Genomic DNA, 26,191 nt, shown 5'->3' with positions numbered 1-26,191 from the left:
ATATAGCCTTTCGACAAGTCGTCATCCGCATTAACTAGACTAATTCGAGATGTCGCCGCCATAAGGGGGAGTCGCCATGCCGTTCGCCTGATCGAGCAGCGTTCGCGTCTTCACGGGTTTTCCGATTTTCGTTTTTTTGAAGTGTCCGGCCGCCGACATGTGGCCGGATGCAGTGCCAAGCAGTTTCCTTCGACATCTGTTTTTCGATAACAAGGAAGGGGCAACTTGAACTGCCCGCGTTCCAGAAAGACCCGCGATCATCCGAAAACCGCGCAGTCGATGGGCGTGTTCGTCGCGCTCGTCGGCGCGACGCCGGTCGGGCCGGATTCGCCCGTCGTCGCCGCATACGGCGGCGGGCAGGTCAATTTCAACAACAGCGGCACGATCACCGGGCGGATTGCGTTCCAGTCGAACGGCACGGCCGAGTAGAGGGCAACACGTTCGTCAACTCGGGAACGATCGACGGCAGCGTGTCGATGGGCACGAACAGCACGAACACGTTCACCGCGATGACGGGCTCGACGGTCAGCGCGGCGGGCGGCAACAACGCGCTCATGCTGCAGCAGGCGGCGGGCGGCCCGGCGACGGGCGCGATTGCCGTCAACAACTACATCAACTTCAATCATCTCGACGTGACGAGCGGCGCGTGGACGACCAGCGGCGCGTCGACCGCGCAGGACGCGACGCTGTCGGGCGGCGTCGCGCTCATCGGCAACAATGCGTCGCTCGGCACGGGCACGATCACCGGCAACGGCGGCGCGGGCGAACGCGCTAACATGGCGGTTCGTCGGCGCGGTTCGTCGACGAACGTTGATCGAAGCCGGCGCGACTGTTGTTGCGTTGCGAGGCCGTCGCCGCCGCGGCCGCCATGACGATTGCGAATCGCTCCGCCGCTGCAACGATGCACGAAAAGGCGTCGCGCGCCGTTCGCCCGCGCTCCCGCCCGGCCCATGCCGCGCGCAGAGCCGCATCGATCGTCAACCGTCTTTCACGCATCCGATCCCGAGCCTGTCCGAGAGCCGCCGCCATGCCGAACTCGATCGTTTCTTCGCCCCTCGGCAGCACGCTGCGCCGCTGGCGCCTGATGCGCCGCATCAAGCAGTCGCACGCGGCCGAACTCTTCGGCGTCGCGCAATCGACGATCTCGCGCTGGGAATCCGGCGTCCAGCAGATGGCGCCCGCCGAGCGCGTGCGCGTCGAAGCGCGGCTCGCCGCGCGCCTCGATTCGGCGGGCGATCGCGCGCTCGCGCGGCTCGTCGCCGACAGCCGCCGCCCCGTGCATCTGATCTGCGACCTCACGCACCGCCTGCTCGCCTGCTCGTCCGCGCGCGAGGCCGAGTTCGGCGTGCCGCTGTCGGACCTGATGAACCGCTCGATGTGGCGCTACGCGACGGCCGAGATCGCCGAGCAGGAAGCGCGGCTCGCCGGAGCGGGCTGGCACGACGGCGTCACGTTCGCGTCGCTGGAATTCGCGAGCGGCGTCAACGATTCGGACGTCGTGCCGATTCGCGCGAGCCGCTGCCGGTGGACGCGCATGCTGCTCTCGGACGGTACTGCAGCGCGCCTCGTCGAGACGATGTGACGCACGCGCGAAGCGTCGTCGGCGGCGCGTCCGAGCCCACGCAGATCGTGCGCGCTCGGATGCACGGACGCACGGACGCACACGCCCCCGCCGCGCGCATAACTCATGCGTGGACGATGCGTCGGCGCACGCCGTAGACTGGCCGCATCGTCCACCGGAACGCCACGCGACGTATCGCGCGACGCGCAGCGAGCGAGCCCCGGGTTCGCCCGTCGCGCCCGCCGCACCGAATCGCGCGCCGTCCCAATCCCGTCACATCGTCATGAACATTCAAGAGATCGAAGCGAGGCTCGACTTCCTGCGCGAAGCGGAGCGCCTGAAAAGCGTGCTGAGGAGCGCGCACACATCGACGGGCCGCGCCGAGAGCACCGCCGAGCACAGTTGGCGGCTGTGCCTGATGGCGATCGCGTTCGCCGACGCGCTGCCCGGGCTCGACATGCTGAAGGTGCTGAAGATGTGCGTGATCCACGATCTCGGCGAGGCGTTGCGCGGCGACGTGCCGGCGATCTGCGTCGGCGCGCATCGCGACAAGCGCGCGCACGAGCGCGCCGATCTGCTCGCGCTCACGCGCATGGCCGATGCGCCGCTGCGCGATGAGATCCTGTCGCTGTGGGACGAGTACGAGGGCGCGGCGTCGCCGGAGGCGCAGGCGGTGAAGGCGCTCGACAAGCTCGAGACGATCCTGCAGCACAACCAGGGCGAGAACCCGCCCGATTTCGATTACGCGTTCAACCTCACGTACGGCCGCCGCTACACGAGCGCGGCGCCGCTGTTTCGCGCGATGCGCGAGATCGTCGACGCGCAGACGCGAAGCCGGATCGACGCGCGGGGCGGCGAGCCGCCGGCGCGATAGCGGGCGCGCCCGGCGCGTTCTGTCCTATCCTGTGCGGAAAACGCGGCGCACCCGGCGCGCCGCGTCCAGCCCAGCCCAGGAGTTCCGATGCCGAGGCAAGCCGACCCTTCTTCCCCGCGTGCGCCGCGGGCCGCCGCGCCCGCGCTCTCGTCCGCGCCTTCATCTGCGCCCGCCGCAACGCCGCAACCGGCGCCGCCCACGCCCGCGTTCATCGCGCCCGAGCACGACGCGCAGACGGTCGTGCGCGGCAGCCAGTTCGTGCTGAAGGCGGGCGACGCGTTCGTCGTGAGCGATACGCTCGGCGACATCGGCGGGCGCGACGACGGCCTGTTCGTCGACGACATGCGCGTGCTGTCGCAATGGCGGCTCACGTTCGGCGGCCGCGCGCCGTCGCTGCTGTCCGGCACGACGAGCGCGGACAACGCGTCGTTCACCGCGCACCTGACGAACCGCCCGCTGCCGCCGCTCGGCGGCCGCGAGACGCCCGAGGGCGTGATTCACATCGAGCGGATGCGCGTGCTCTCCGACAACGTGCTCCACGAGGCGCTCACGCTGACGAACTACGGCACGAGCGACGCCGAGGTGCCGCTGTCGGTGTCGTTCGGCGCGGACTTCAAGGACATGTTCGAAGTGCGCGGCTCGCGGCGCGAGCGGCGCGGCGCGATCGCGCCGCCGTGCGTCGAGGCGGGCGCGGTGCGGCTGCGCTACGACGGGCTCGACGCGGTCGAGCGCAGCGTGCGGATCGGCTTCGAGCCGCCGCCCGACACGCTCGCCGTCGATCGCGCCGACTACACGCTGACGATCGCCGCGCAGGCGTGCGTGTCGCTGTATCTGACGGTCGAGGCGTGCGTCGGCGCCGCGCACGCGGGCGGCGACGCGTTCGCGCAGCAGCCGTGCGTCGCCACGGGGCGCGGCGCGCTGCGCAAGGCGCTCGCCGACGTGCACCGCGCGATGCGCGAGCGCCGCCGCACGATCGCGCGCGTGCACACGAGCAATCCGCTGTTCAACGCCTGGCTCGACCGCTCGCTCGCCGACCTGGGCCTGTTGACGACGTCGCTCGAAACCGGCCCGTATCCGTACGCGGGCATCCCGTGGTTCTCGACGCCGTTCGGCCGCGACGCGGTGATCACGTCGCTGCAGATGCTGTGGCTGCAGCCGTCGCTCGCGCGCGGCGTGCTGCGCTTTCTCGCCGAGCACCAGGCGCGCGAGACGTCGGCGTTTCGCGACGCCGAGCCGGGCAAGATCATGCACGAGTTCCGCAAGAGCGAGATGGCGGCCACGGGCGAAGTGCCGTTCGCGCTGTACTACGGCGGCGTCGATACCACGCCGCTGTTCGTCGTGCTCGCGGGCGCGTATCTCGAGCACACCGGCGACGAATCGCTGATCGACGAGTTGTGGCCCGCGCTCGAACGCGCCGCGCAATGGGTGATGAGCGTGTGCGAGCGCAACCCGCGCGGGCTGCTCGACTACCAGCGCACGTCCGCGCGCGGGCTCGCGAACCAGGGCTGGAAGGACAGCCAGGATTCGGTGTTCCATGCGGACGGCCGCTTTCCGATCGGGCCGATCGCGCTCGTCGAAGTGCAGGCATACGCGTGCGCGGCGCTCGACGCGATGGCGACGTTCTCGCGCCGGCGCGGCCACGCGGCCGGCATCGTGCGCTACGCGCAACGCGCGAAGTCGCTGCGCGAGCAGGTCGAGTCGCTGTTCTGGATGCCGGAGGCGGGCTTCTACGGAATCGCGGTGGACGGCCACGGCGAGCTGTGCCGCGTGCTCGCGTCGAACGCCGCGCATCTGCTCGCGTTCGGCCTGCCCGAGCAGAGCCGCGGCGAATCGGTCGCGCGCGTGCTCGGCTCGACGCTGTTCCGTACCGGCTGGGGCGTGCGCACGCTCGCGGCCGGGCAGCCGCGCTTCAATCCGATGGCGTATCACAACGGCTCGATCTGGCCGCACGACAACGCGCTCGCCGCGCGCGGCCTCGCGCGCTACGGCGACAAGCGCTCGGTGCTCGATCTGTTGCGCGCGCTGTTCGAGGCGGCCGTGAGCTTCGACATGCGGCTGCCCGAGCTCTTCTGCGGCTTTCCGCGCCGGCGCGGCGAGCCGCCGACCGCGTATCCGGTCGCGTGCCTGCCGCAGGCGTGGGCGGCGGGCGCGCCGTTCATGATGCTGCAGGCGTGCCTTGGCATCTCGGTCGACGCGGCGCGCGGCGAGGTGCGCGTCGAGCGGCCGGAACTGCCGGAAGGCGTCGACTGGCTGCGCGTCGACGATCTGCGCGTCGGCGACGAGAGCGTATCGCTCACGTTCCGGCGCGTCGAAGGGCAGGTGGTCGCGGCGGCCGAGCCGGGCGGCGCGCGCGTCGTCGCGGTGCTGTAAAGATTGCGCTCGCTCGCGTCGGCCGCGCGCGGCGCGCCATACAATGACGGCATCGATCGACGATTCGCAACGAACCGATATCGGAGGCCATCACCATGACGAACCAGAAGCCGGGCGACGCCCGCCCGCACGACGACGATCCGAAGCTCGAGCAACTCGAGGCGGCCGTCGACCATCTGCACGAATCGATCCAGTCGCGGAGCATCGCGGCCGGCGCGGCGAAGGGCATCCTGTTCAGCCTGATCGAGACGCTCGGCGCGCTCGTCGGCGATCCGGACCTGCCCGAGCACGCGCGCTCCGGCTACGAGGCGCTGCGCGACAAGGCGAACGAGCTGAAGGCGAATCTCGACAACCGCTGACGCGGCACGGGCGGCGCGCTGTCCGTTCTTTGCCGCGGTGCGGAAAGTGCTGTCGTTTCAACGGCTTGGCGCACGCGTGCGCAGGATATCCACATGTTTGTCGACAGAAATTGTTGATAACCGGCGCCCGGATGCGCGCAGCCGTCCACCTTCTTTCATCGGCAGCCGCCGCCGGCGATCGCCGCCTTCCCAAAAAAATTTGCGATGCATGTCGATTTCCACGGGATTCGTTCGTCGTGGCGATAGAGCGTCTCCGCGCGTGCGGCGCGCTCGGTCGATGAACCCATTCGAAGCCAAGGAGCCGCGATCATGCCTACCGCAATCAAACCGATCCCCGAGGGGATGCATTCGCTGACCCCTCATCTGATTTGCGACGGCGCGGCCGCCGCGATCGAGTTCTACAAGAAGGCGTTCGACGCCGTCGAGATCACGCGGCTGCCGTCGCGCGATGCCGGCCGGCTGATGCATGCGGCCGTCAGGATCGGCGATTCGACGCTGATGCTCGTCGACGAAATGGCGCACTGCGGCGCGCTCGGCCCGAAGGCCCTGAAGGGCTCGCCGGTGTTCATCCATCTGTACGTGCCGGATGTCGACGCGGTGATCGCGCGCGCGGTGGAGGCGGGCGCGAAGCTGACGATGCCGCCGGCCGACATGTTCTGGGGCGACCGCTATGGCCAGCTCGAAGACCCGTTCGGCCACCGCTGGTCGGTCGCGACGCACAAGCGCGACTTGACCCCCGAGCAGATCCGCGAAGGGATGGAGAACTGCGCGCCGCCCGCGCAGTGAGCGCGCGGTGCGCGGGCGGCGGCCGGGCATCGGCATGAGGCGGCGCGGCGAGAGTCGCCGCCCGCGTCGTTCGACCTGCGGCCTGCGGCGCGCGCGTGTCGTGCGCGCCGCGTCAATCGAGGAGGAACGCAATGAGCCTGAAGTTCTACGGGCATCCGTTTTCGCTGTATTGCCAGAAGGTGCTGATCGCGCTGTACGAGTACGACGTGCCGTTCGAATGGCGCCTGCTCGCGGGCGACACGCCCGAGGCGAGCGCCGAGTTCGCCGCGCGGTGGCCGCTCAAGCACATGCCGATGATCGTCGACGGCGATCGCACGATCGTCGAGTCGACGATCCTCATCGAATACCTCGGCCTGCGTCGTCCGGCGCCGGTGCGGCTGCTGCCCGCCGACGCCGGCGCGGCGCTCGACGTGCGGATGATGGACCGCTTCTTCGACTGCTACGTGTCGACGCCGCTGCAGAAGATCGTGTTCGACGCGCTGCGGCCGCCAGCCGAGCGCGACGCGCGCGGCGTGGCCGATGCGCGGCGGATGCTCGACACGTCGTACACGTGGCTCGAGCGCACGCTCGCGGGCCGCGGCTGGGCGGCGGGCGACGCGTTCAGCCTGGCCGACTGCTCGGCCGCGCCGTCGCTGTTCTATGCGGACTGGACGCATCCGATCGATCCGTCGCTGCAGCGCGTGATCGCGTATCGCAAGCGGCTGCTCGCGCGCCCGTCGTTCGCGCGGGCGGTCGACGAAGCGCGTCCGTACCGGCACCTGTTCCCGCTCGGCGCGCCCGACCGGGATTAGCGGGAACAGGCCCCGGCCGTTCGATCGACAGGAGGCAGACATGACGGAGCATTCGATGCTGACACCGGCCGCCGAGCTCGTGAAGCGCAACACGACCCGATGGCCGAACGAAAGCGATGCGTATCGCCGCGCGCGCGACGCGCTGCTCGTCGAGGAGATCGAGCTGCGCCGGCGCGTCGAGCGGGTCGCCGCGCTGCGGCGCACGCTGCCGCCGGGCGGCGAAGTGACGGGCGGCTATCGCTTCGAAGGCGAGCGCGGCCCGTGCGATTTCGCCCAACTGTTCGGCGGCAAGCAGACGCTCGTCGTCTACAGCTACATGTTCGGACCGCAGCGCGAGCGGCCGTGTCCGATGTGCACGTCGCTGCTCGGCGCGTGGAACGGCGAGGCGCGCGACCTTGAGCAGCGCGTCGCGCTCGCGGTCGTCGCGCGCTCGCCGCTCGAGCGGCTCGTCGCGTTCAAGCGCGAGCGCGGCTGGCGCGACCTGAAGCTGTATTGCGATCTCGACGGCCGCTACAGCCGCGACTATCACGCGATCGGCGCCGACGGCGGCGAAGAGCCGGCGATCAACGTATTCACGCGCCGCGACGGCACGATCCGCCACTTCTGGAGCGGCGAGATGGGCGGCTGGAGCGCCGACCCGGGGCAGGACCCGCGCGGCGCGCCCGACCCGATGCCGCTGTGGACGATCCTCGACATGACGCCCGAAGGGCGCGGCGTCGACTGGTATCCGTCGCTCGACTATCCGGATTGACGGCGAGGCGCGACGTCGAGGATGCGGCGGCCGGCGCATGCGCGGGCTTTGTGCCGAAGATACGAGGATTTCGGAAAAGCCTCGATGGATCAATTGCTTGGCGCGCATCGGCACGAGATATCCACAAGCTTGCGCACAAAAACTGTGGAAAACCCTCACGTCGAAAACAGGTTGTGGATAGTTGTCGTTGCGAGGGGCGTCGCCGGACGATTCGAGGATGGAGAAGGTCCGGCGTGCGCGCGGCGAGCCGATTTCCGCTGCGATGCCGCATTTTTGGCGGTTCCGGGAAAATGCCGTTGGATCAATGGGTTGGACGACGGATGCTCAGGATGTCCACAAGCTTGACCACAAAAAATGTGGAAAACGACGGCGCTCGTCGAGCGCGATCGATCCCGAACGGCGTGCGCGCAAGCGCCGCCGCCGCGCCGGTCATGCCCGCCGCGTCGCGCCAAAGCGCACCGTGACCGTCAGCCCGCGCCCGTCGGCGCCGGTCCCGAGCGATACGTCCGCGTGATGCTGCTCGGCGATGCGCTTGACGATCGACAGCCCAAGCCCGCTGCCCGACGCCGACGCGAGTTGCGCGCCGCCGCCGCGATAGAAGCGCTCCCACACACGCTCGCGATCGGCAGCCGGAATGCCGGGGCCGTTGTCGCGCACTTGGAGCGCCGGCGCGCCGTCGGCGTCGACGCGCGCTTCGACGTCGACGCGCGCGCCGGCCCCCGCATAGCGGATCGCGTTGTCGACGAGATTGTTGAGCAGCACGCGCAGCGTGTCCGCGTTGCCGGCCACGCGCACGGACGCCGCGCCGACAGCGCCGAGATCGACGTGCTGCGCGAGCGCGATGCGCGCGCGCTCGGCGACCACCGAGCGGCCGAGCGCGGCGAGGTCGAGCTCGGCGAACGGCGCCGATTGCGCGTCGGGCTCGAGGCGCGCGAGCGTCAGCAACTGCTCGGCGAGATGCGACAGCCGCGTCGTGCCGGCCTGGATTTGCGCGAGGATGCGCGCGCGTTCGTCGGCGCTCGCCGTGCGCTGCAGCAATTGCGTCTGGATCGACAGGCCCATGATCGGCGTGCGCAGCTCGTGCGCGGCGTCCGCGATGAAATTGCGCTGCAGCGTGAACGAGCGATCGAGCCGCGCGAGCAGATCGTTGATCTCGGAGGCGAGCGGCTGCGCCTCGGTCGGCACGGTCGTGATGTCGAGCGAATCGAGGCGATTCGCATGACGGCGCTTCAGGCCCGCGGCGATCGCGCCGAGCGGCCGCAGCCCGTAGCCGATGCCGAGCCACAGCCCGATCGCGAGCAGCGGCAGCAGCGACAGCACCGGCCACAGCAGATGCACGGCGATGCCCGCGATCGCCGCCCAGCGCGCCTGGCGCGGCTGCGCGACGCGGATCGTCGTGCCCGCGCTCTCGCGCACGTAGGTGTGCCAGCGCTGGCCGCCCGCGTCGAGCGTCACGAAGCCGGCCGCATCGGGCGGCGGCAGTTGCGTGGCCGGATCGGTCGTGAATTCGAGCTTGCCGCCGCGCCACACCTGCAGCAGCACGTCGTCGGAATCGTAGTCGGCCGGATGGCGCTTGCCGAGCCTGTCGCGTCCTTCGATCGACAGCTTGCCCGCGTCGTCGACCTGAATCTGCTTCGACATGCTGCGCATCTGGTCGTCGAGCAGATCGTCGAGCTCGCGCAGCGCGCCCCAATAGGTGCCCGTGCTCGCGAGCACGCCGACGACGCACGCGGCGGGCAGCAGCCACATCAGCAGCCGCCCGCGCAGCGACGCGTTCAGGCGCCGCGCGAAGCCGCGCACGCCCGTCATGCGCCGTCTCCGATCCGGTAGCCGACGCCGCGCACCGTGAGGATCGTGTCGTGGCCGAGCTTCTTGCGCAGGTTGTGGATATGGACCTGCACCGCATTGCTTTCGATTTCCTCGCCCCAACTGTACAGCCGCTCCTCGAACTGCTCGCGCGAGATCACCGCGCCCGGCTCGCGCATCAGCTCGTGCAGCAGCACGAATTCCTTCGGCGACAGCGCGACTTCCTCGTCGCCGCGCCACACCTGATGGCGCGCCGGATCGAGCCGCAGCGCGCCGACCGCGAGCACCGTCTGCGCGCGTCCGGCCTGACGGCGGTTCACCGCGCGGATGCGCGCGAGCAACTCTTCGAGCGCGAACGGCTTGACGAGGTAATCGTCGGCGCCGCAGTCGAGGCCGGCGATCCGGTCGGGCAGCGCGTCGCGCGCGGTGACGACGATCACGGGCAGCGCGTCGTCGCGGCGGCGCAGCGCGGCGAGCACCGCGAGGCCGTCCTTGTCGGGCAGGCCGAGATCGAGCAGCAGCAGCCCATACGAGGTCGTGCGCAGCGCGAGCGTCGCCGCGTCGCCGTTCTGCACCCAGTCGACCGCGAAGCCTTCCTGTTTCAGTCCCTGTTCGAGCCCGCTGCCGATGAGCGGATCGTCTTCGACGAGCAATACGCGCATGTTCCGTGATTCCGTCATAGCGCGGCGCGCGTGTGCGGGCCGCTTGCGGGAATGATAAGCGGTGGAGGCTTAGCGGCGGCTTAAAGCCCGCCCGTGAGCGTGAACGGGCTTTGGAAGCGGCGCGGCGTCGGAGCCATCGGCCGCGCGAGGCGGGTGATACCATGTCCGATCGACTTTTTTAGCGATCACGATGCCCGCCGATTTCGACGAACTCGCGTCCCTGATCCGGGCGCAATTTTCCGAGCTGAGCCCGCAATTCCAGGTGGGCGCCGCGTTCCTGCTCGATCATCCCGACGAGGTGGCCGTCTCGTCGATGCGCAAGGTCGCGCAGCGCGCGAACGTGCAGCCGGCGTCGCTCGTGCGGCTCGCGCAGCAGTTCGGCTTTCCGGGCTGGAACGAGCTGCGCGACCTGTTCGTCGCGCGCGTGCGCACGCGGCCGCAGCCGCTCACGCAGCGCGCCCGCTCGCTCGTGAAGCCGAATGCGAAGGCGTCGCTCGCGGCCGATCTGCTCGCCGCGCAGCGGCACAATCTCGAGGCGAGCGCCGCGCAGAATGCGCAGGCGCTCGCCGATGCGGCGAAGCTGATCCGCAAGGCCGCGCACGTGCACGTCGCCGGTTTTCGATCGTGCTATCCGGTCGCGTTCGGGTTCGTCTACGGCTATCGGCTGTTCCGGCCCACGGTGTCGCTGCTCACGGGCATCGCGGGCTCGCTCGACATGGAGCTGCGGACCATCGCGAAGAACAGCGTGACCGTGGTCGTCAGCTTCGCGCCGTATTCGGCCGAAGCGACGCGCGTCGCGCAGGCGGCGCGCGCGCACGGCGGCAAGATCGTCGCGATCACCGACAGCGCGGTGTCGCCGATCGCGCTGCACGCGGACGCGCAACTGATCTTCACGCACGACAGCCCGTCGTTCTTCCCGTCGCTCGTCGCCGCGCACGCGCTCGTGGAGGCGCTCGTCGCGCAGTTGCTCGCGCTCGAGGGCGGCGAGGCGATCGCGGCGCTCGAACAGGCCGAGGCCGAACTGCACGCGAAGGGCGCCTACGTCATCTGACGCGCGGCCCGCGCGCGGATTGCAAAAGTCTTTCGCGTTGCAATATCCGGAGTGCATCGATTTCTTGCGGCGAATTTGAATATAAAACGTCTTGCAATTGGAAACGTTTCCACGCATCGATGCGCCGATTTAGGCCGGCGGCAATTGTTGCGGCGCAAATGAAACTGGGCCGCGCGCCGCTTCGGAGGCTGTTCCGACGTGCCCGGGAGCGGCCAAAGGGCCGTAACGATGCTGCGACTTATTAACTCGAATCCGAAAAAATTTTAATGGTGACTTGCCGGTCATTCCGCCGATTGCTAATCTGCGGGAGATGAACAAATAGCCGGATCGAAGATCCGGAAAAATGAATAAATAAATCATTTCCGAGAAAAGGCCACCATGACGACTTACCGTGATACGCATACCACTTCGTTCCGGATCGGCGATGTCGTGACGCTCAAGACAGGCGGTCCGCGGATGACGGTGACGTATGCCGGCCCGGTCGTGTTCGACGCGGGCGAGTGGGTGATCTGCCAATGGTTCGACGAACACGGCGAGTTTCGCCAGGAGATGTTCTCGAACGAGACCGTCGTGCTCGAGCCGCGGACGATTTCGGCGGGGCTCGCGCGGATGCGCTCGCTGTCGGTGCGCGGCGGCATGCAGGCGTGACGTCGGTCACGCGTTCGACGTAAAGGATTTGTCAGGCAGATCGCAAGCGTGTGACAGTCTGACGATGCGCCGCGTATCCGTTCGCGGGCTCAGCGCGTGCCTTGCTTTTCGGCCCACTGCTCCTGCGCGGCAATTCGCCGCTGCACGCGTTCGACGAGGCCCGTCGAGAACGTTTTCATGCTGACCGCACGGCGCTTGAGCCGCACGTCGCTGACGAAATCGGCGGGCGCGTCCGGCTGCAGCGCCCAGTACAGCGTCAGCAGCCAACCGATTCCCGTCCAGCCGAACAGCGCGTTGAACAGCGCGACCGTCAGCCTGTCGTGGCGATGGCGGCGATCGGCGACGGTCGCCGGAAGAAAGTAGAGCGCGATCGCGACGACCGAGCCGACAACCTGGATCAGGATTTCCATCTGCATGGCGCTTCTCCGTCCTTGCTGCGGTGCGACTTGACGTCGCACATGCAATAGGACTCATTGTCGCGCTTTTCCTCCGGGTGTGCTGACAACAAATTGTTGCGGTTTCGTAACGGATCGTTCGTCGCCTTTCGCTGCCTTATGCTGTCTTGCTTGGCGTTACACGCCGTTGCCGCGCGTGAGCGCGAATCCTTCGTCGAGCCAGCCCGTCACGCCGCCGAGCATCAGCTTCACCGGCCGGCCGAGGCGCGCGAGCCTGAGCGCCGCGCGCGCCGCGCCGTTGCAGTGCGGGCCGGCGCAATAGACGACAAAGCACGTGTCGCGCGCAAATTCGGACAACTTGCTTTCAATGATCTTTCGATGCGGCAGGCTGAGCGCGCCGGGCACGTGCGCGGCCGCATAATGCTCGGTGCTGCGCACGTCGAGCAGCACGAAGTCGGGCGCGCCGGACGCGAGCGCGTCGTGCACGTCCCAGCAATCGGTCTCGAAGGCGAGCGATGCGGCGAAATGGGCGACGGCGGCGGCGCTGTCGGCGGCGGGAATCTCGGTGACGTGGGACATGTCGGTTCTCCTCGGGTCGGAACGCGGCGGCCGGGAGGCGGCTGCGGACGAGCGCTCAGTATCCGGGGCGCCCGCGCGGTGCGACAGTGGCGCGATCGACAACTTCCGGTAACATCGCGCCATGCACAATCATCTTGTCGTCGCGCTCGCCTACGATCGGCTCTGCACCTTCGAATTCGGCTGCGTCGTCGAACTGTTCGCGCTGCCGCGGCCGGAGCTCGGCGTCGACTGGTATCGCTTCGCGGTCTGCGCGAGCGAGCCGGGGCCCGTGCGCGCGGCGGGCGGCATCAAGGTCGAGGCGCCGTATCGGCTCGCGCTGATGGATCGCGCGGACACGATCGTGATTCCCGGCTGGCGCGATCCGGACGAAACGCCGCCCGAGCCGCTGCTCAAGAAGATCCGCGGCGCCCATCGGCGCGGCGCGCGGCTGTGCTCGATCTGCTCGGGCGTGTTCGTGCTTGCCGCGGCGGGCGTGCTCGACGGCGCGGCCGTCACGACGCACTGGCGTTACGCCGGGCGTCTGCAGGCGCGCTACCCGTCGCTGCGCGTGAATCCCGATGCGCTCTACGTCGACGAAGGGCGGATCGTCACGTCGGCGGGCTCGGCGGCGGGCCTCGACATGCTGATGCATCTCGTGCGCCGCGATCACGGCAGCGCGATCGCGAATCGCGTCGCGCAGCGGCTCGTGCTGCCGCCGCATCGCGACGGCGGCCAGGCGCAGTTCGTGCCGCGGCCGCTGCCGAGCGTCGGCGGCGACCGGCTCGCGAAGCTGATCGACTGGATGCGCGTGCATGCGAGTCAGCCGCACACGCTCGCGACGCTCGCCGCGCGCGCGGCGATGAGTCCTCGCACGCTGCAGCGGCAGTTTCGTGATGCGACAGGGCTCGGCCCGTACGAGTGGCTGATCCGCGAGCGGATCGGGCTCGCGAAGGAGATGATCGAGCGTGACCCCGCGCTGCCCGTGGCGCGCGTCGCCGCGCTCGCGGGGTTCGGCTCGGAGGAGTCGCTGCGCCGGCATTTCAGGCGCATCGCGGCGACGAGTCCGACCGCGTATCGCCGCAGTTTCGATGCGGGTTGATGTGTGTCGATGCGCGGTGTGTGACGCGCAACGCGGCGGGGCCCGTGACGGCGTCGCGTGCCGTGGTCGTGTATGTTGCGGGGACGCGCACGTCGCGAACGCGCATGTCGCGAACGTGCGCGCTACCCATACGCACTCGATGAGCACGCGTCCCCGGCGCAGCGAGCGCCCGCTCGAGTTGCATCGCACAACGCCGGTCGCTTTTTCGACGCGTGCGTAACCGCCCGCATCGGCGCTATCATCGCCACTTCACATCCGTCAGACCGCTCGTCTGCTACGCGCCATGACCACCACCATTGCATCCGCCATCGATCACGACCGCCTCGCCGATTTCATCGAACGCAAATGGAACGACGAGATCCTGCATGCGCTGACCGACTACATCGCGGTGCCCGCGAAAAGCCCCGCGTTCGATCCCGACTGGGCGAAGCACGGCTATATCGAACGCGTTGCCGTCGATGCCGCGCAGTGGGCCGAGCGGCAGCCGGTGAAGGGGCTGAAGGTCGAGATCGTGCGGCTCGCCGGCCGCACGCCGGTGATCTTCTTCGAGACGCCGGCGACGCGCGCGGGCAGCGCCGACACGATCCTGCTGTACGGCCATCTCGACAAGCAGCCCGAATTCGACGGCTGGCGCGCCGATCTCGGCCCGTGGACGCCGAAGTTCGAGGGCGGCAAGCTGTACGGCCGCGGCGGCGCGGACGACGGCTATGCGATCTACGCGAGCCTCGCGGCGCTCGGCGCGCTCGACGCGCAGGGCATCGGGCGGCCGCGCTGCGTCGGCCTCATCGAGACCTGCGAGGAGTCGGGCAGCTACGATCTGCTGCCGTACGTCGACGCGCTGCGCGCGCGGCTCGGCGACGTGAGCCTCGTCGTGTGCCTCGATTCGGGCGCGGGCAATTACGATCAGCTTTGGCTCACGACGTCGCTGCGCGGGCTCGTGTCGGGCGACCTGCAGGTCGAGGTGCTCGAAGAGGGCGTGCATTCGGGCGTGTACGGCGGGATCGCGCCGTCGAGCTTCCGCGTGATGCGCCAACTGTTCGAGCGGCTCGAGGATGCGGCGACCGGCAATCTGCTGCCCTCGTCGTTCCATTGCGAGGTGCCGGCGAGCCGCCTGCGCGAGACCGAAGCGGCCGCGTCGATTCTCGGCGACGCCGTGTGGAAGGGGCTGCCGTGGGCGTGCGGGCAGGACGGCAAGCCGGTGCTGCCGACGACGACCGATCCGCGCGAGGCGCTCCTAGATTCGACGTGGCGGCCGTCGCTGTCCGTCACGGGCGCGCAGGGCCTGCCCGCGCTCGAGAACGCGGGCAATGTGCTGCGGCCGCGCACCGCGTTCAAGCTCTCGCTGCGGCTGCCGCCGCTCGTCGACGCCGCGCAGGCGGTGCAGCGGCTGAAGGCGCTGCTCGAGCTCGATCCGCCGTACAACGCGAAGGTCACGTTCCAGCCCGAAGCGGGGGCGGCGACCGGCTGGAATGCGCCGGACGTCGCGCCATGGCTCGGCGCGGCGCTCGACGACGCGTCGCGCCGGCACTTCGGCGCCGACTGCGCGTACATGGGCCTCGGCGGCACGATCCCGCTGATGAACGTGCTGCACGAAGGCTTCCCGTCCGCGCAATTCATGGTGTGCGGCGTGCTCGGCCCGAAATCGAACGCGCACGGGCCGAACGAGTTCCTGCACGTGCCATACGCGAAGAAGCTGACGGCCGCGGTGGCCGACGTGATCGCCGCCGCGCATTGATGTGCGTGTCGATTCGTCCTTCTCTTCCGGTGACGGCTGCATCGCCGCGCGCATCCGCCGCCGCGGCCGTGGACGTTCGCTCACGCGCGGCGCGATGGCGCGGGCTGCGATGAGCTGGAAAGCGGAAAAACTGCGCGCGGACGAACTTGCCGAGCAACTCGACGCGCTCGGGCTGATCGGCGTCGCGCGCTTCTTCAGCGGCGCGTCGCTCAGGCTCGACGGCGTGCTGTTCGGCTTCGTTCATGCGGGATCGCTGTTCCTGCGCGTCGACGACGACAACCGCGCGGCGTTCGAGCGCGCGGGCATGCGGCCGTTCTCGTATCCGGGGCGCACGCGCACGGTCGTCGTCGGCGGCTATTACGAGACGCCCGCCGACGTGCTCGAAGACGTCGGCATGCTGCGCGACTGGTGCCGCGATGCGTATCGCGCGGCGCTTCGCGCGAAGCGGGCGTAGCGCGGCTGCGGCACGCCGCCGCGCGATGCGCGCCCGCGTGCGCAATGGTGTACGGTGTGCGCGATGGCGTGTGGGTGAAGCCGAAGGCAGCGGCTGGGGCGGCGTCGTGCGCGTGTGAGACTGCCTGAGCGCAAGACCGCGCGCATCGGTCGCTTGCGCCGTTGCGTGGGCGTTGCAAGCGTGCCGTCGAGCGCGCGATCGCGAAGCGTGCGGCGCAGACGGCGCACGACGGTATGGAGGATGCAAACGCGCGCGGCGCGAGGTGTACGATGCACGGCGGCAGCGTATGCCGGTTCGACCGACAACAAGATTTCCCCAACTGGAGACATGTCCATGCTCGTCCTGATTCTCGGTTTGGTGATCTTCCTGGGTACGCATTCGATTCGGCTGGTCGCGGGCGATTGGCGCGCCGCGCGGATCGCGGCGCTCGGCGAGCAGCGCTGGAAGGGGATGTATGCGCTCGCGTCGGTGGCCGGATTCGCGCTGATCGTCTGGGGCTACGGGCTCGCGCGCGCGGACATGGCGTCGCTGTGGTTTCCGCCGGTCGGCATCCGGCATCTGACGGGGCTCCTGACCGCGATCGCGTTCGTGCTGCTCGTGGCGGCTTACGTGCCGGGCACGCGGATCAAGGCGCTCGTCGGCCATCCGATGCTCGCGGGCGTGATGGTGTGGGCGGGCGCGCATCTGCTCGCGAACGGCACGCTGCATGCGGAGCTGCTGTTCGCCGCGTTCTTCGTATGGGCGTTCGTCGACTTCATCGCGTCGCGCGCGCGCGATCGGCGCGACGGCGTTCGCTATCCGGCGGGCTCGCTCGCGCGCGACGGCATCGCGATCGTCGTGGGCCTCGTCGCGTGGGCGCTGTTCGCGTTCGTGCTGCACGGATGGCTGATCGGCGTGCGCCCGTTCGCGTGACGGCGCGGGCGGCGGCGCAGCGGCGCGATGCGGCCGCTGTTTCGCGAACGGCGCGAAAACAAGGCGATCGGTTTTGAGCGATTCGAAATCAAGAGTTCGAAAAATTCGCGTTCGGAAATTGAATGATTGATGACGGTGCGCGAGATGGAAAGCCTGATGGAGAAAGGCTTGGGCACCAGTCTGGCGCAGTACCCGGTCACGAAGCGGTGCAATGGATGCTGGCGTATCGAAAATCGAAACGGACGAATGTCTCGGCGCACGACTTTTTGAATCGCCTATTTGTTTTCGATTTTTTTAATTCTCGTCTTCCTCATTTTCAGCGACTACGTTTGCTTCGATGCTGCCCGCCACGCAGCCAAGGAGTGACGCATGAAAGCGCCCCGCTTGCTGAACGGTTTCGCGGCGATGCTCGCCGCATCGCTGCTTTGCTTGCGGCCGGCGGACGCCGGCGCGCAGACCCCGCTCACCTACACGACGTCGTGGATCGGCAACACGTTCGGCTTCGGCGACGGCAAATGGGTGCAGCAGAACATCGAGGCGATCGCGATCGCGCCCGACGGCACCGTCTATGCGAACGCGCCGTGGGACGAGAGCGGCGCGGAGGTCAGTGCCTACCGCGGCGGCGATCGCGTCGCGGTGGCCGGCTGGACGCACGGCTGGGGCAGTCACGGCGGCGACGCCATCGCCGTCAACGGCGCCTACCTGTACGCGGCGATGTCGATCAGCAACGAAAACGGCTTGCTTTCCGGCGCCGATTTTCCGCCGAAGGGCCAGACGTGGTACGGCCTCACGCGGCGGCCGCTTTCCAGCATCAAGATCGGCGCGCCGTTCGCGAGCGGCATCGGCAATAGCTGGAATCCGGCGAAGAACAGCTTCCTGCGCGTGAACGTGTCGCCTTCGGGCGTCGACGGCAGCGTGCGCGGCATCGCGGCGACCGACCACGAGCTGTACGTCGCGAACACGGCGTCGAACCTGATCGTGGTCTACGACGCGAACACGATGCGCCAGTTGCGCAGTTGGCGCGCGAACCAGCCGGGCCGCATCGCGGTCGACGCGGACGGCTCGCTGTGGGTGATCGAAGGCTACACGGCGGCGGCCGGCCGCGCGATCGCGCATTACACGGCGTCGGGCGCCGCGCTGCCGTCGCTCGCCGCGCTGCCGCCGGGCGTGCTGCCCGCCGATCTCGCGATCTCGCCGTCGGGGCAACTGCTGATCGCCGACAGCGGCCCGTCGCAGCAGATCTACGTCTACGCGAAGCCGGCCGGCGTGCCGGTGCTGTCGGGCATGCTCGGCACGCGCTCGGGCATCTTCCATGCAGTCAAGGGCGCGCCCGGCGACTGGCGCTTCAACGGACCGACCGGCATCGGCTTCGATCGCGGCGGCAATCTGTACGTATCGCAGAACGGCTTCGGGCCGCGCGCGCCGGGCTCGGCGCTGACGGGCGAAGGCGCGGTGCTCGAGAGCTACGCGTATGCGAGCCGGACGCTGAACTGGCGGCTGGACGGGCTGCTGTTCGTCGACGGCGGCTCGATCGATCCCGGCGAGCCGAACCAGGTGTTCACCGGCTCGAAGCGCTTCGCGATCGACTATACGAAGCCGCCCGGCCAGGACTGGCGCTACGCGGCGTTCACGCTCGACCGCTTCGGCTTTCCCGACGATCCCGCGTTCCATCTGCCGAAGGGCGTGCGCGGCGAGCCGATGCTGCGGCGGGTCGGCGGCCGCCGGCTGCTGTACACGATCGACATGTATTCCCACTATCTGAGCGTCTATCGCTTCGACACCGCGACGCAAGGGCAGATCGCGATTCCGGCGGGCCTCCTGTCGCAGAACCCGATACCGGGTGCGTGGCCCGCCGGGCAGCCCGCATACGGCGAATGGATGTGGCGCGACGCGAACGGCGACGGCAAGGTCGACGCGAGCGAGATCGTCGCGAATCCGGCTACCGGCAACACGATGCAGAACGGCTTCTGGTGGGTCGACGCGGCTGGCGACGTGTGGCTCGGCTCGCTCGTGAGCGGCATTCGCCGGCTGCCGTTCCAGGGCTTCGATGCGCACGGCAACCCGATCTACGATTACGCGAGCGCGCAGATGTTCGCGATGCCGGCGCCGTTCAACCGGATCGCGCGCGTGTCGTACCAGCCGGACAGCGACGCGATGTACGTCGCGGGCTTCACGCCGGCGCTGCCTTACGATCCGGCGCACTGGAAGGAGCAGGGGCGCGTGCTCGCCCGTTACGACAACTGGCGCTCGGGCGCGCCCGAGCTGCGCTATGCGATCACGCTGCCGTGGGACATGAGCGCGAATCCGCAGCGCACGACGGTCGGCTTCGCGGTCGCGGGCAATTACGTGTTCGTCGCCGAGCTGTACACCGCGAAGATCGACGTCTACGACGCGCGCACGGGCGTGCTCGCCGGCTATATGACGCCGGGCGCCGACGTCGGCGGCACGAGCGGCTGGGTCGACGTCTATCTCGGGATCAGCGCGTTCCAGCGGCCGACCGGCGAATACGTCGTGCTCGTCGAGGACGACGCGCGTGCGAAGCTGCTGATGTATCGGTGGACGCCTTGACGCACCGCGGCGCGGGCGTTGCCGCGCCTCTTGTTGAACGCCGCCGCTTCGCGTTATCGTCCGAAACATTCGCCATCGGCGTTTTGTATTCGGAGCCCTGCCGTGCCTATCTCATCGACGTCCGCGCTGCGTTTTTCGGCCGACAAGGCCGAACTCGACATCGACACGATCCACGCCTTCCTGCGCGACGAGGCGCACTGGTCGAAGGGCATTCCGCGCGACGTGGTCGAGCGGGCGATCGCCGGATCGCTGTGCTTCGGCGCGTATCTCGACGGGCGGCTCGTCGGTTTCGCGCGTCTCGTCACCGATCACGCGACGTTCGCCTACCTGTGCGACGTGTTCGTGCTGCGCGAGCAGCGCGGCAAAGGCTACGGCCGCGCGCTGATCGACCACGTGTTCGCGCAGGACGCGGTGCGCGCGCTGCGCCGCGTCGCGCTCGTCACGAGCGACGCGCACGCGCTGTATCGCCCGGTCGGCTTCACGGCGCCCTCGCATCCGGAGCGCTGGATGGAACTGCATCGGCCCGGCGTCTACGCGTAGCCGAAAGCGGGTGCGCGCTGCGCCGGGCGCGCCGCGCATACAATACGCGCTCGTCGATTTTCATGGAGCGCATATGACCGAGCAGGAAGCCGAACGCATCGCGACGCATCGTCATGACAAGGGCGGGCTGTATCGCGTGATCGGCGTCGCGCGGCATTCGGAGACGGAGGAGCGGCTCGTCGTCTACGAGCAGTTGTGGCCGAAGGAGCGCAGCCTCTGGGTGCGCCCCGAGGCGATGTTCGACGAGACGCTTGCCGACGGCGCGCCGCGTTTTCGCAAGCTGGGCGACTGAGCGAGCGCGAACGGGCGCGCGGGCCTGCTCGCGCCCGCTCCCGCCCGCGGCCCTTACCCTAGCCCGGCGAGTCGAGCCGCTCCGATCGCCCGCGCGATCTCCTTCGGCGCGCGGCCGACCTCGACGACGGGCGTTTCGTGCCAGTCGGCGAGCTTGCGGATCGCGCGCCCCACATCGGCCGCGAGCCCTGTGCCGATCCGCACGCCCGGTTCGATGTGCACGGCCTTCAGCTCGAACACGCGCTGCGCGCGATGCGCCTTCGCGTCGACGCGGCCGACGAGCCGCCCGCGGTGCAGGATCGGCAGGCAGAAGTAGCCGTAGCGTCGCTTGTGCGCGGGCGTGTAGCACTCGATCGTGTAATCGAAGTCGAACAGCGCCGAGGCGCGCCGCCGGTCCCAGACGACCGGATCGAACGGCGACAGCAGCGTCGTGACCGTTGGGCGCAGCGCGCCGTCGCGCGCGGCGTCGACGAGCGGCGCGAGCTCGCGATGCACGAACGCGTCGGCGCTCCAGCCATCCACCGCGACGGGCAGCAGCTCGCCCGTGTCCGCGAGCGCATGCAAATCGTCGCGATACGAGCGCTTCGGCAGCCGGTAATAGTCGGCGATCCAGTCCGCGCGGACGATGCCGAGCGCGCGGCAGGTGTTGTCGACGAGGCGAGGCAGCACCGTTTCGCGCGGCGGCAGGTCGCGCGCGTCGTCCCAGCCCGGCAGCACGCGCTCGGCAACGTCGTAGACGCGCTGGAAGTTGCGCCGCTCGGCGACCATCAATTGCCCGGTCGAGAACAGCACTTCGAGATGCCGCTTCTCGGGCTTCCAGTCCCACCAGCCGTTTCCCTTGCCGGCGCCGCGCGCGAAATCGGCGGAGCGCACGGGGCCGTTCTCGCGGACGTGCGCGAGCAGCGCGTCGATTGCGCCGCGATGCTTCGCGTGCCATTCGGCCGCGTATTTCCAGCCCATGCCGACGGGGTTGAGCATCGTGTGGCGCATCAGCCCGAAGTCCTCGATCGGCAGGAAGCACGCTTCATGCGACCAGTATTCGAACAGTTCCGCGTCGGCGAGATGCTCGTCGAGCCATTGCGGCGCATACGCGCCGAGCCGGCTGAACAGCACGAGATACGGGCTGCGCGCGACGACGTGGATCGTGTCGATCTGCAGTTGGGCCATCCGGCGGATGGCGACGAGCACGTCGGCCTTGACCGCCTTGCGGCGGGGCGGCGTCAAGAGGCCCTGCGCGGCGAGGTGCAGCGCGCGGGCGGAGGCGATCGAGAGCGGGGCGGACACGAGCGGCGGGGGAAAGGGCGCACGAGAAACGGATGCACCACTGTAGCGCGAATCGGCCCGGCGCGCTGCGCGCGGCGAAGCGTTGCCGCGCCAGGGCAATCGCATGAATGGGCGTTAACAATCAAGGAGTGACGAGCGGGGTTGTAAACCGAGGCGAATCAAGCGTTTACTACCATCTTTTGCGGAGGCATCAGATGACGGAGACGCAAGCCTTGAGCATCGAAGACGCATTCGGCGAGTTGCGCGATCCGCGTAGCCGGACGCCGGCCCACGATTGTTGGCGGTCAAGGAGAACCAGCCGACGCTGCTCGTGGAGATTCGCACAACGCTCGATGCGCTCGACCGTCTTCCGCCCGGCGAGCGCTGGGACGGTTCGAATGAGCATCGAGCCGTCGAAAAGGACCACGGCCGGATCAAAACGCGTCGCTGCCTCGTCAGCAACGTGATGAGCACATGGCGCGCGGTGGCGCTGTGGCCGGGCATGCGCTCGATCGCAATGGTCGAGGCCACACGCGAGATCGGCGGCACGGTGTCGGTTGAACGCCGGTATTACGTGACGAGCCTACCGCCCGATGCGGTGCGCGTGGCGCACGCCGTGCGTTCCCACTGGGGCATCGAGAATTCGATGCATTGGGCGCTCGACGTGGCATTCGGTGAAGACCAGTGCCGGGTGCGGGTCGAGAATGCGGCGCAGAACTTTGCCATCCTGCGGCGCATCACGATGAACCTGCTGCGCAAAGATACTCAGACCAAGGCCGGCCTCAAAATCCGTCAACTCAAGGCCGCCACCAGCGACAACTACCGGGCTCAACTCCTTGGCTGGTAAGGACCTTCATGCGATTGCCCTGCGTTGCCGCGCGGGCGTCTGACAATCGTTGACAGAAGTCTCTCGGAAGTTTCCTTATAGTCTCATCGAAACAAGCACTCTGCTCCCGACGCACGATACCTCTATGGCACGCAGGGAGCGAGTCCGGACGCCTCACCCCCGTCGAGGCGGCCGGGCAGTTCAAGCGGACATCCATGCGGCTTTCAGCCGGCCCCGAGTGGATGTCCGCCGATTTTTTTTGGAACGACGGATTTTCGGCGGCCCAATCCCGGCCGGCCGTTCGATTCCAGCAGGCGGCGCACGTCGCGTCCCGCCCGCTTCTCCACTTGCTTCGTTTTCCTGATCGCTTCGGCCGCGCGGCCCGCTTCAGCTTCGCTTGCCGCGCGCTACCTCGTCGCCCGCGTTCGGCGCCAGCCGCCGCGTGATCGGAATCGACGCGAACGAACACAGGCCGACCACGACGAACGCCGGCCAGAAGTCCGACCAGACCATCGTCGGATGTCCCTGCGCCCAATGCGACACGTGCAGCACGAGCGCCGCGACCGTCACGCCGAGGCCGAGCGACATCTGCTGGACGACGCTGCCGAGGCTCGTCGCGCGGCCCGCGTCGCGCGAGGCGATCTCCGCGTAGATCATCGAATTGAGGCTCGTGAACTGCAGCGACGGAAAAATGCCGCCGACGAGCACGATGAGCCAGATCGCGAGCGTCGACATGCCGGGATGGAACACGCCGTACGCGGCGATCGCGAGCCCGGCGAACGCCGCGTTGTACATCAGCACCGTCCGGAAGCCGAAGCGCTTGAGCGTGCGCGGCGCGAGCATCCGCGTGAACGCGCCGCCGACGGCCGACGCGCAGGTGATCGCGCCGGAATGGAACGCGCTCATGCCGAGCCCTTCCTGCAGCGCGAGCGGCAGCAGGAACGGCACCGCGCCGAGGCCGATCCGGAACAGCGAGCCGCCGACGACGCTCGCGTGGTAGGTGGGGATGCGCAGGAAGCGCAGATCGAGCACCGGCCGCTCGACGCGCCGCGCATACAGCACGTAGCCGCCGAGGAGCGCCGCGCCCGTCGCGCCCATCGCGAGCGCGGCGCCGCGCGTGACGAGCGCGCCGTCGAGCAGCGTGAGGCCCATCAGCAAGAGCGCCGCGCCGGCGGCGGACAGCACGAAGCCGAACCAGTCGAGCGGGCCGGGATCGAGCTCGTGCGTGTTCGCGATGTGCCTGTTCGCGAGATAGATGCCGAGGATGCCGATCGGCACGTTGATGAAGAAGATCAGCCGCCAGTGCAGGTACGTCGTGATGAAGCCGCCGAGGAGCGGCCCGGCCGCGGGCCCGAAGAGCGCGGGCACGCTCAGGTAGTTCATCGCGCGCACGAGCTCCGAGCGCGGCACGGCGCGGAAGATGATGATGCGCCCGACGGGCACCATCATCGCGCCGCCGACGCCTTGCACAAAGCGCGCGAACGTGAAGATCTCGAGATTGTTCGACGCCGCGCACAGCAGCGAGCCCGCGACGAAGATGCCGATCGCGGTGCGGAACACGGTGCGCGCGCCGAAGCGGTCGGCGAGCCATCCGCAGATCGGGATGAACACGCCGAGGCCGACGACGTAGCTCGTGATCGCGATGTTCAGCGTGACGGGGCTCTGCCCGAAGTCGCGCGCCATCGCGGGCAGCGCCGTGACGATGATGTTGGCGTCTACGCTCTCCATGAACAACGCGCAAGCGACGATCAGCGGTGCGATGAAAGCGTAGATGGCAGACGGCATGGCAACGACGCGCGTAAAGATGCCATTATTGCATCGATTGTTGCAGCATGCTTGCGCGCGCAACGGTGTGTTGTCGCCGCGCGTCGCCGTTCGGAGAGCCGGCCGTCGCGGCGCGAGACCTGCCGGCGATCGCGAAAGGCATCGTCGACGCGGCGGACGAGCGCAGCGAAACCAGCGCGCCCGCGCTTGAAGCGCGCGTGCTGCACGCGGCGCACGGCTATTTGCGCGTCATGTGCGAAGAACCGCTTGCCTGAGCGCCGGTTTTCGTGCGAATCTGCCCGCCGCGGCATACCACAGACAAACGCCGCGACGCGCCGGGCCCGCGCGAGCAGGAGACCGTATTGCCGTTCATCTCGAAAACGGGAGGAGGAGATATGGTCACGCCGCGGCGTCGCCCGCTTCATGTTGAAAGTCCGTTCTATCGTCGCCTGCTGAACGCGCCCGCGTGGGTCGCGCTCGTCGCCGCGGCCGGTATCGGCTGCACGAGCGCGACGCTCGCGCGCGCCGACTCGTCGCCCGCGCCTGCATCCGCGGCCGTGTCGAGCGCCGCTTCCGCGCCGGGCGCCGCGTCGATTCCGCCGCCGCCGAGCCAGCTCTACGGCGATCTCTTTGTTGCGGTGCAAACCGCGCAGATCTTCGAAGACCAGAAGACCTTCGTCGATTCGACGCCGAACGCCGATCCCGCGACGATCGTCCAGTTGTACCAGCAGCAGAAGGGCCAGCCCGGCTTCTCGCTGAAGGCGTTCGTCGCGCAGTACTTCACGCCGCCGTCGGATCAGTCGGTGACGCCGCCGCCGAACCAGACGCTGCGCGAGCACATCGACTGGCTGTGGCCGAAGCTCACGCGCACGACGGCGACCGTGCCGCCGTACAGCTCGCTGATTGCGCTGCCGAAACCGTACGTGGTGCCGGGCGGGCGCTTCCGCGAGGGCTATTACTGGGACACGTACTTCACGATGCTCGGCTTGCAGGAGGCGGGCCGCGAAGATCTCGTCGATGACATGCTCGACAACTTCGCGTACCTGATCGATACCGTCGGCCACGTGCCGAACGGCAACCGCAGCTATTACGTGAGCCGCTCGCAGCCGCCGTTCTTCGCGTACATGGTGACGCTCGCGGCGAAGGCCGAGGGCAATCGCGTCTATCAGAAGTACCTGCCCGCGCTGCGCAAGGAATACGCGTACTGGATGCAGGGCGAGCGCACGACGCCGCGCGGCCAGGCGACGCGCAACGTCGTCGCGATGCCGGACGGCTCGGTGCTGAACCGCTACTGGGACGCGAGCGACACGCCGCGCGACGAGTCGTATCTCGAAGACGTGAAGACCGCGCGGCAGGCGAGCGGCCGGGCGGCGCCGGAAGTGTGGCGCGACCTGCGCGCGGCGGCCGAGAGCGGCTGGGACTTCAGCTCGCGCTGGTTCGGCGACAGCCGCACGCTCGCGACGATCCGCACGACCGCGATCGTGCCCGTCGACCTGAACAGCCTGATGTTCAACCTCGAGACGACGATCGTGAAGGGCTGCGCGGTGACGCGCGATTTCGCGTGCGTCGCCGAGTTCGCCGGCCGCGCCGGCAAGCGCGCGGTCGCGATCAATCGCTACCTGTGGAACCGCAACGGCTATTACGGCGACTACGACTGGAAGCGCGGCTTGCCGCGCGAGAACCTGACGGCGGCGGCGCTGTATCCGTTGTTCGCGGGCGTCGCGTGGCCGGAGCGCGCAAAGCAGACCGCGAAGAATGTGCAGAAGACGCTGCTCAAGCCGGGCGGGCTCGCGACGACGGCTTACGATACGACGCAGCAATGGGACGCACCTAACGGCTGGGCTCCGCTGCACTGGATCGCGCTCGTCGGGTTGCAGCACTATGGCGAGAAGTCGCTCGCGAACGACATCGGCACGCGTTTTCTCGCGGACGTGAAGGGCGTGTACGCGGCGCAGGGCAAGCTCGTCGAGAAGTACATCGTCGAAGGCGCGGGCACGGGTGGCGGAGGCGGCGGCGAGTATCCGCTGCAGGACGGCTTCGGCTGGACCAACGGCGTGACGCTCAAGCTGCTCGACCTGTACGGCGGCTGACGCGCGACGCGACGGGTAGGGCGCGGGTGGCGGCGAG

26 protein-coding genes and 1 pseudogene are annotated in these 26,191 nt (G+C 68.7%); 20 read left to right on the top strand and 7 right to left on the bottom strand.

The features are described from left to right. Positions 1 to 294: 294 nt before the first annotated feature. The 5 genes and pseudogenes from WT16_RS20170 to WT16_RS20150 form a co-directional block, all read left to right on the top strand. Positions 295 to 761, top strand: a pseudogene (locus WT16_RS20170) (hypothetical protein); the annotation flags it as partial. Positions 762 to 1,027: 266 nt separating this feature from the next. Beyond that, complete coding sequence (locus tag WT16_RS20165; protein ID WP_006027693.1) at positions 1,028 to 1,582, top strand: helix-turn-helix transcriptional regulator; 555 nt, start codon at positions 1,028 to 1,030, stop codon at positions 1,580 to 1,582. 262 nt (positions 1,583 to 1,844) lie between these two features. Next, positions 1,845 to 2,435, top strand: a complete 591-nt coding sequence (locus WT16_RS20160) for an HD domain-containing protein (RefSeq protein WP_015603923.1) — start codon at positions 1,845 to 1,847, stop codon at positions 2,433 to 2,435. Positions 2,436 to 2,522: 87 nt separating this feature from the next. After that, on the top strand, positions 2,523 to 4,805 hold the full coding sequence (locus WT16_RS20155) for an amylo-alpha-1,6-glucosidase (protein WP_015603929.1): 2,283 nt from the start codon (positions 2,523 to 2,525) through the stop codon (positions 4,803 to 4,805). Positions 4,806 to 4,900: 95 nt separating this feature from the next. Further along, on the top strand, positions 4,901 to 5,164 hold the full coding sequence (locus WT16_RS20150) for a hypothetical protein (protein WP_015604016.1): 264 nt from the start codon (positions 4,901 to 4,903) through the stop codon (positions 5,162 to 5,164). A 57-nt stretch (positions 5,165 to 5,221) separates the two neighbouring features. On the opposite strand, the gene WT16_RS33850 is transcribed toward WT16_RS20150, so the two are convergent. Next, positions 5,222 to 5,386, bottom strand: coding sequence for a hypothetical protein (locus WT16_RS33850; RefSeq protein ID WP_156442995.1), 165 nt, complete (start codon positions 5,384 to 5,386; stop codon positions 5,222 to 5,224). A gap of 87 nt (positions 5,387 to 5,473) precedes the next feature. On the opposite strand from WT16_RS33850, the gene WT16_RS20145 reads away from it, so the two are divergent. The 3 genes from WT16_RS20145 to WT16_RS20135 all read left to right on the top strand — a co-directional run bounded on the left by WT16_RS20145 (position 5,474) and on the right by WT16_RS20135 (position 7,492). Beyond that, positions 5,474 to 5,950 (top strand): VOC family protein, encoded by a 477-nt coding sequence (locus WT16_RS20145; RefSeq protein WP_063534058.1) that lies wholly within the window; start codon positions 5,474 to 5,476, stop codon positions 5,948 to 5,950. A 131-nt stretch (positions 5,951 to 6,081) separates the two neighbouring features. Beyond that, a complete protein-coding gene (locus WT16_RS20140) occupies positions 6,082 to 6,741 on the top strand; it encodes a glutathione S-transferase family protein (RefSeq protein ID WP_006027688.1) in 660 nt (219 codons plus the stop codon). 40 nt (positions 6,742 to 6,781) lie between these two features. Beyond that, positions 6,782 to 7,492 carry a DUF899 family protein gene (locus WT16_RS20135; RefSeq protein ID WP_006027687.1) on the top strand — a complete coding sequence of 237 codons (711 nt, stop codon included), beginning with the start codon at positions 6,782 to 6,784 and terminating at the stop codon, positions 7,490 to 7,492. A gap of 429 nt (positions 7,493 to 7,921) precedes the next feature. Here WT16_RS20135 and WT16_RS20130 read toward each other — a convergent pair whose 3' ends face one another. Beyond that, positions 7,922 to 9,301, bottom strand: coding sequence for an ATP-binding protein (locus WT16_RS20130; protein WP_063534057.1), 1,380 nt, complete (start codon positions 9,299 to 9,301; stop codon positions 7,922 to 7,924). Beyond that, the gene (locus tag WT16_RS20125; protein WP_059931648.1) at positions 9,298 to 9,960 is read right to left on the bottom strand and encodes a response regulator; all 663 of its coding nucleotides are present in this window, start codon (positions 9,958 to 9,960) and stop codon (positions 9,298 to 9,300) included. The genes WT16_RS20130 and WT16_RS20125 overlap by 4 nt, the downstream gene beginning before the upstream one ends. 190 nt (positions 9,961 to 10,150) lie before the next feature. Here WT16_RS20125 and WT16_RS20120 point away from each other — a divergent pair, with 190 nt between their 5' ends. Further along, positions 10,151 to 11,011: a MurR/RpiR family transcriptional regulator gene (locus WT16_RS20120; protein WP_006027683.1), complete on the top strand. Its 861-nt coding sequence runs from the start codon at positions 10,151 to 10,153 to the stop codon at positions 11,009 to 11,011. Positions 11,012 to 11,389: 378 nt separating this feature from the next. Continuing rightward, positions 11,390 to 11,659: a YodC family protein gene (locus WT16_RS20115; protein WP_009914577.1), complete on the top strand. Its 270-nt coding sequence runs from the start codon at positions 11,390 to 11,392 to the stop codon at positions 11,657 to 11,659. Positions 11,660 to 11,748: 89 nt separating this feature from the next. On the opposite strand, the gene WT16_RS20110 is transcribed toward WT16_RS20115, so the two are convergent. After that, positions 11,749 to 12,075, bottom strand: coding sequence for a superinfection immunity protein (locus WT16_RS20110; RefSeq protein ID WP_006027681.1), 327 nt, complete (start codon positions 12,073 to 12,075; stop codon positions 11,749 to 11,751). Between the two features lie 156 nt (positions 12,076 to 12,231). After that, the gene (locus WT16_RS20105) at positions 12,232 to 12,633 is read right to left on the bottom strand and encodes a rhodanese-like domain-containing protein (protein ID WP_063534056.1); all 402 of its coding nucleotides are present in this window, start codon (positions 12,631 to 12,633) and stop codon (positions 12,232 to 12,234) included. A gap of 121 nt (positions 12,634 to 12,754) precedes the next feature. Between WT16_RS20105 and ftrA the strand changes: the two genes are divergently transcribed. The 7 genes from ftrA (at position 12,755) to WT16_RS20070 (ending at position 20,212) form a co-directional block, all read left to right on the top strand. Further along, on the top strand, positions 12,755 to 13,711 hold the full coding sequence (gene ftrA, locus WT16_RS20100; protein ID WP_063534055.1) for a transcriptional regulator FtrA: 957 nt from the start codon (positions 12,755 to 12,757) through the stop codon (positions 13,709 to 13,711). A 283-nt stretch (positions 13,712 to 13,994) separates the two neighbouring features. Next, entirely contained in the window at positions 13,995 to 15,446 is a 1,452-nt protein-coding gene (locus WT16_RS20095; protein ID WP_063534054.1) for a M20 family metallopeptidase, read from the top strand. 109 nt (positions 15,447 to 15,555) lie between these two features. Further along, positions 15,556 to 15,900: a TfoX/Sxy family protein gene (locus WT16_RS20090; protein ID WP_063534914.1), complete on the top strand. Its 345-nt coding sequence runs from the start codon at positions 15,556 to 15,558 to the stop codon at positions 15,898 to 15,900. Between the two features lie 333 nt (positions 15,901 to 16,233). Further along, a complete protein-coding gene (locus WT16_RS20085) occupies positions 16,234 to 16,812 on the top strand; it encodes an NnrU family protein (protein ID WP_059931686.1) in 579 nt (192 codons plus the stop codon). A gap of 369 nt (positions 16,813 to 17,181) precedes the next feature. After that, positions 17,182 to 19,380 carry a hypothetical protein gene (locus WT16_RS20080; protein ID WP_063534053.1) on the top strand — a complete coding sequence of 733 codons (2,199 nt, stop codon included), beginning with the start codon at positions 17,182 to 17,184 and terminating at the stop codon, positions 19,378 to 19,380. A 102-nt stretch (positions 19,381 to 19,482) separates the two neighbouring features. Beyond that, positions 19,483 to 19,920, top strand: a complete 438-nt coding sequence (locus WT16_RS20075; protein WP_059931656.1) for a GNAT family N-acetyltransferase — start codon at positions 19,483 to 19,485, stop codon at positions 19,918 to 19,920. Positions 19,921 to 19,993: 73 nt separating this feature from the next. Continuing rightward, positions 19,994 to 20,212 (top strand): DUF1653 domain-containing protein, encoded by a 219-nt coding sequence (locus tag WT16_RS20070; RefSeq protein ID WP_063534052.1) that lies wholly within the window; start codon positions 19,994 to 19,996, stop codon positions 20,210 to 20,212. 53 nt (positions 20,213 to 20,265) lie between these two features. On the opposite strand, the gene WT16_RS20065 is transcribed toward WT16_RS20070, so the two are convergent. Beyond that, positions 20,266 to 21,495, bottom strand: a complete 1,230-nt coding sequence (locus WT16_RS20065) for a crosslink repair DNA glycosylase YcaQ family protein (RefSeq protein ID WP_063534051.1) — start codon at positions 21,493 to 21,495, stop codon at positions 20,266 to 20,268. A gap of 277 nt (positions 21,496 to 21,772) precedes the next feature. Here WT16_RS20065 and WT16_RS20060 point away from each other — a divergent pair, with 277 nt between their 5' ends. After that, positions 21,773 to 22,321, top strand: coding sequence for an ISAs1 family transposase (locus WT16_RS20060; RefSeq protein ID WP_063534050.1), 549 nt, complete (start codon positions 21,773 to 21,775; stop codon positions 22,319 to 22,321). A 366-nt stretch (positions 22,322 to 22,687) separates the two neighbouring features. Here WT16_RS20060 and WT16_RS20055 read toward each other — a convergent pair whose 3' ends face one another. Then, the gene (locus tag WT16_RS20055; RefSeq protein WP_009914584.1) at positions 22,688 to 24,085 is read right to left on the bottom strand and encodes an MFS transporter; all 1,398 of its coding nucleotides are present in this window, start codon (positions 24,083 to 24,085) and stop codon (positions 22,688 to 22,690) included. Positions 24,086 to 24,132: 47 nt separating this feature from the next. On the opposite strand from WT16_RS20055, the gene WT16_RS20050 reads away from it, so the two are divergent. Further along, on the top strand, positions 24,133 to 24,339 hold the full coding sequence (locus tag WT16_RS20050) for a hypothetical protein (RefSeq protein WP_006027670.1): 207 nt from the start codon (positions 24,133 to 24,135) through the stop codon (positions 24,337 to 24,339). 120 nt (positions 24,340 to 24,459) lie between these two features. Continuing rightward, on the top strand, positions 24,460 to 26,154 hold the full coding sequence (treA, locus tag WT16_RS20045; RefSeq protein ID WP_063534049.1) for an alpha,alpha-trehalase TreA: 1,695 nt from the start codon (positions 24,460 to 24,462) through the stop codon (positions 26,152 to 26,154). Positions 26,155 to 26,191: the final 37 nt, after the last annotated feature.

Origin of the sequence: Burkholderia sp. MSMB1589WGS (assembly GCF_001636105.1) — a bacterium.
GTDB classification, from domain to species: domain Bacteria; phylum Pseudomonadota; class Gammaproteobacteria; order Burkholderiales; family Burkholderiaceae; genus Burkholderia; species Burkholderia humptydooensis.
Note: the sequence above shows the minus strand (reverse complement) of the source record. Positions and strands in the feature narration are given on the sequence as shown.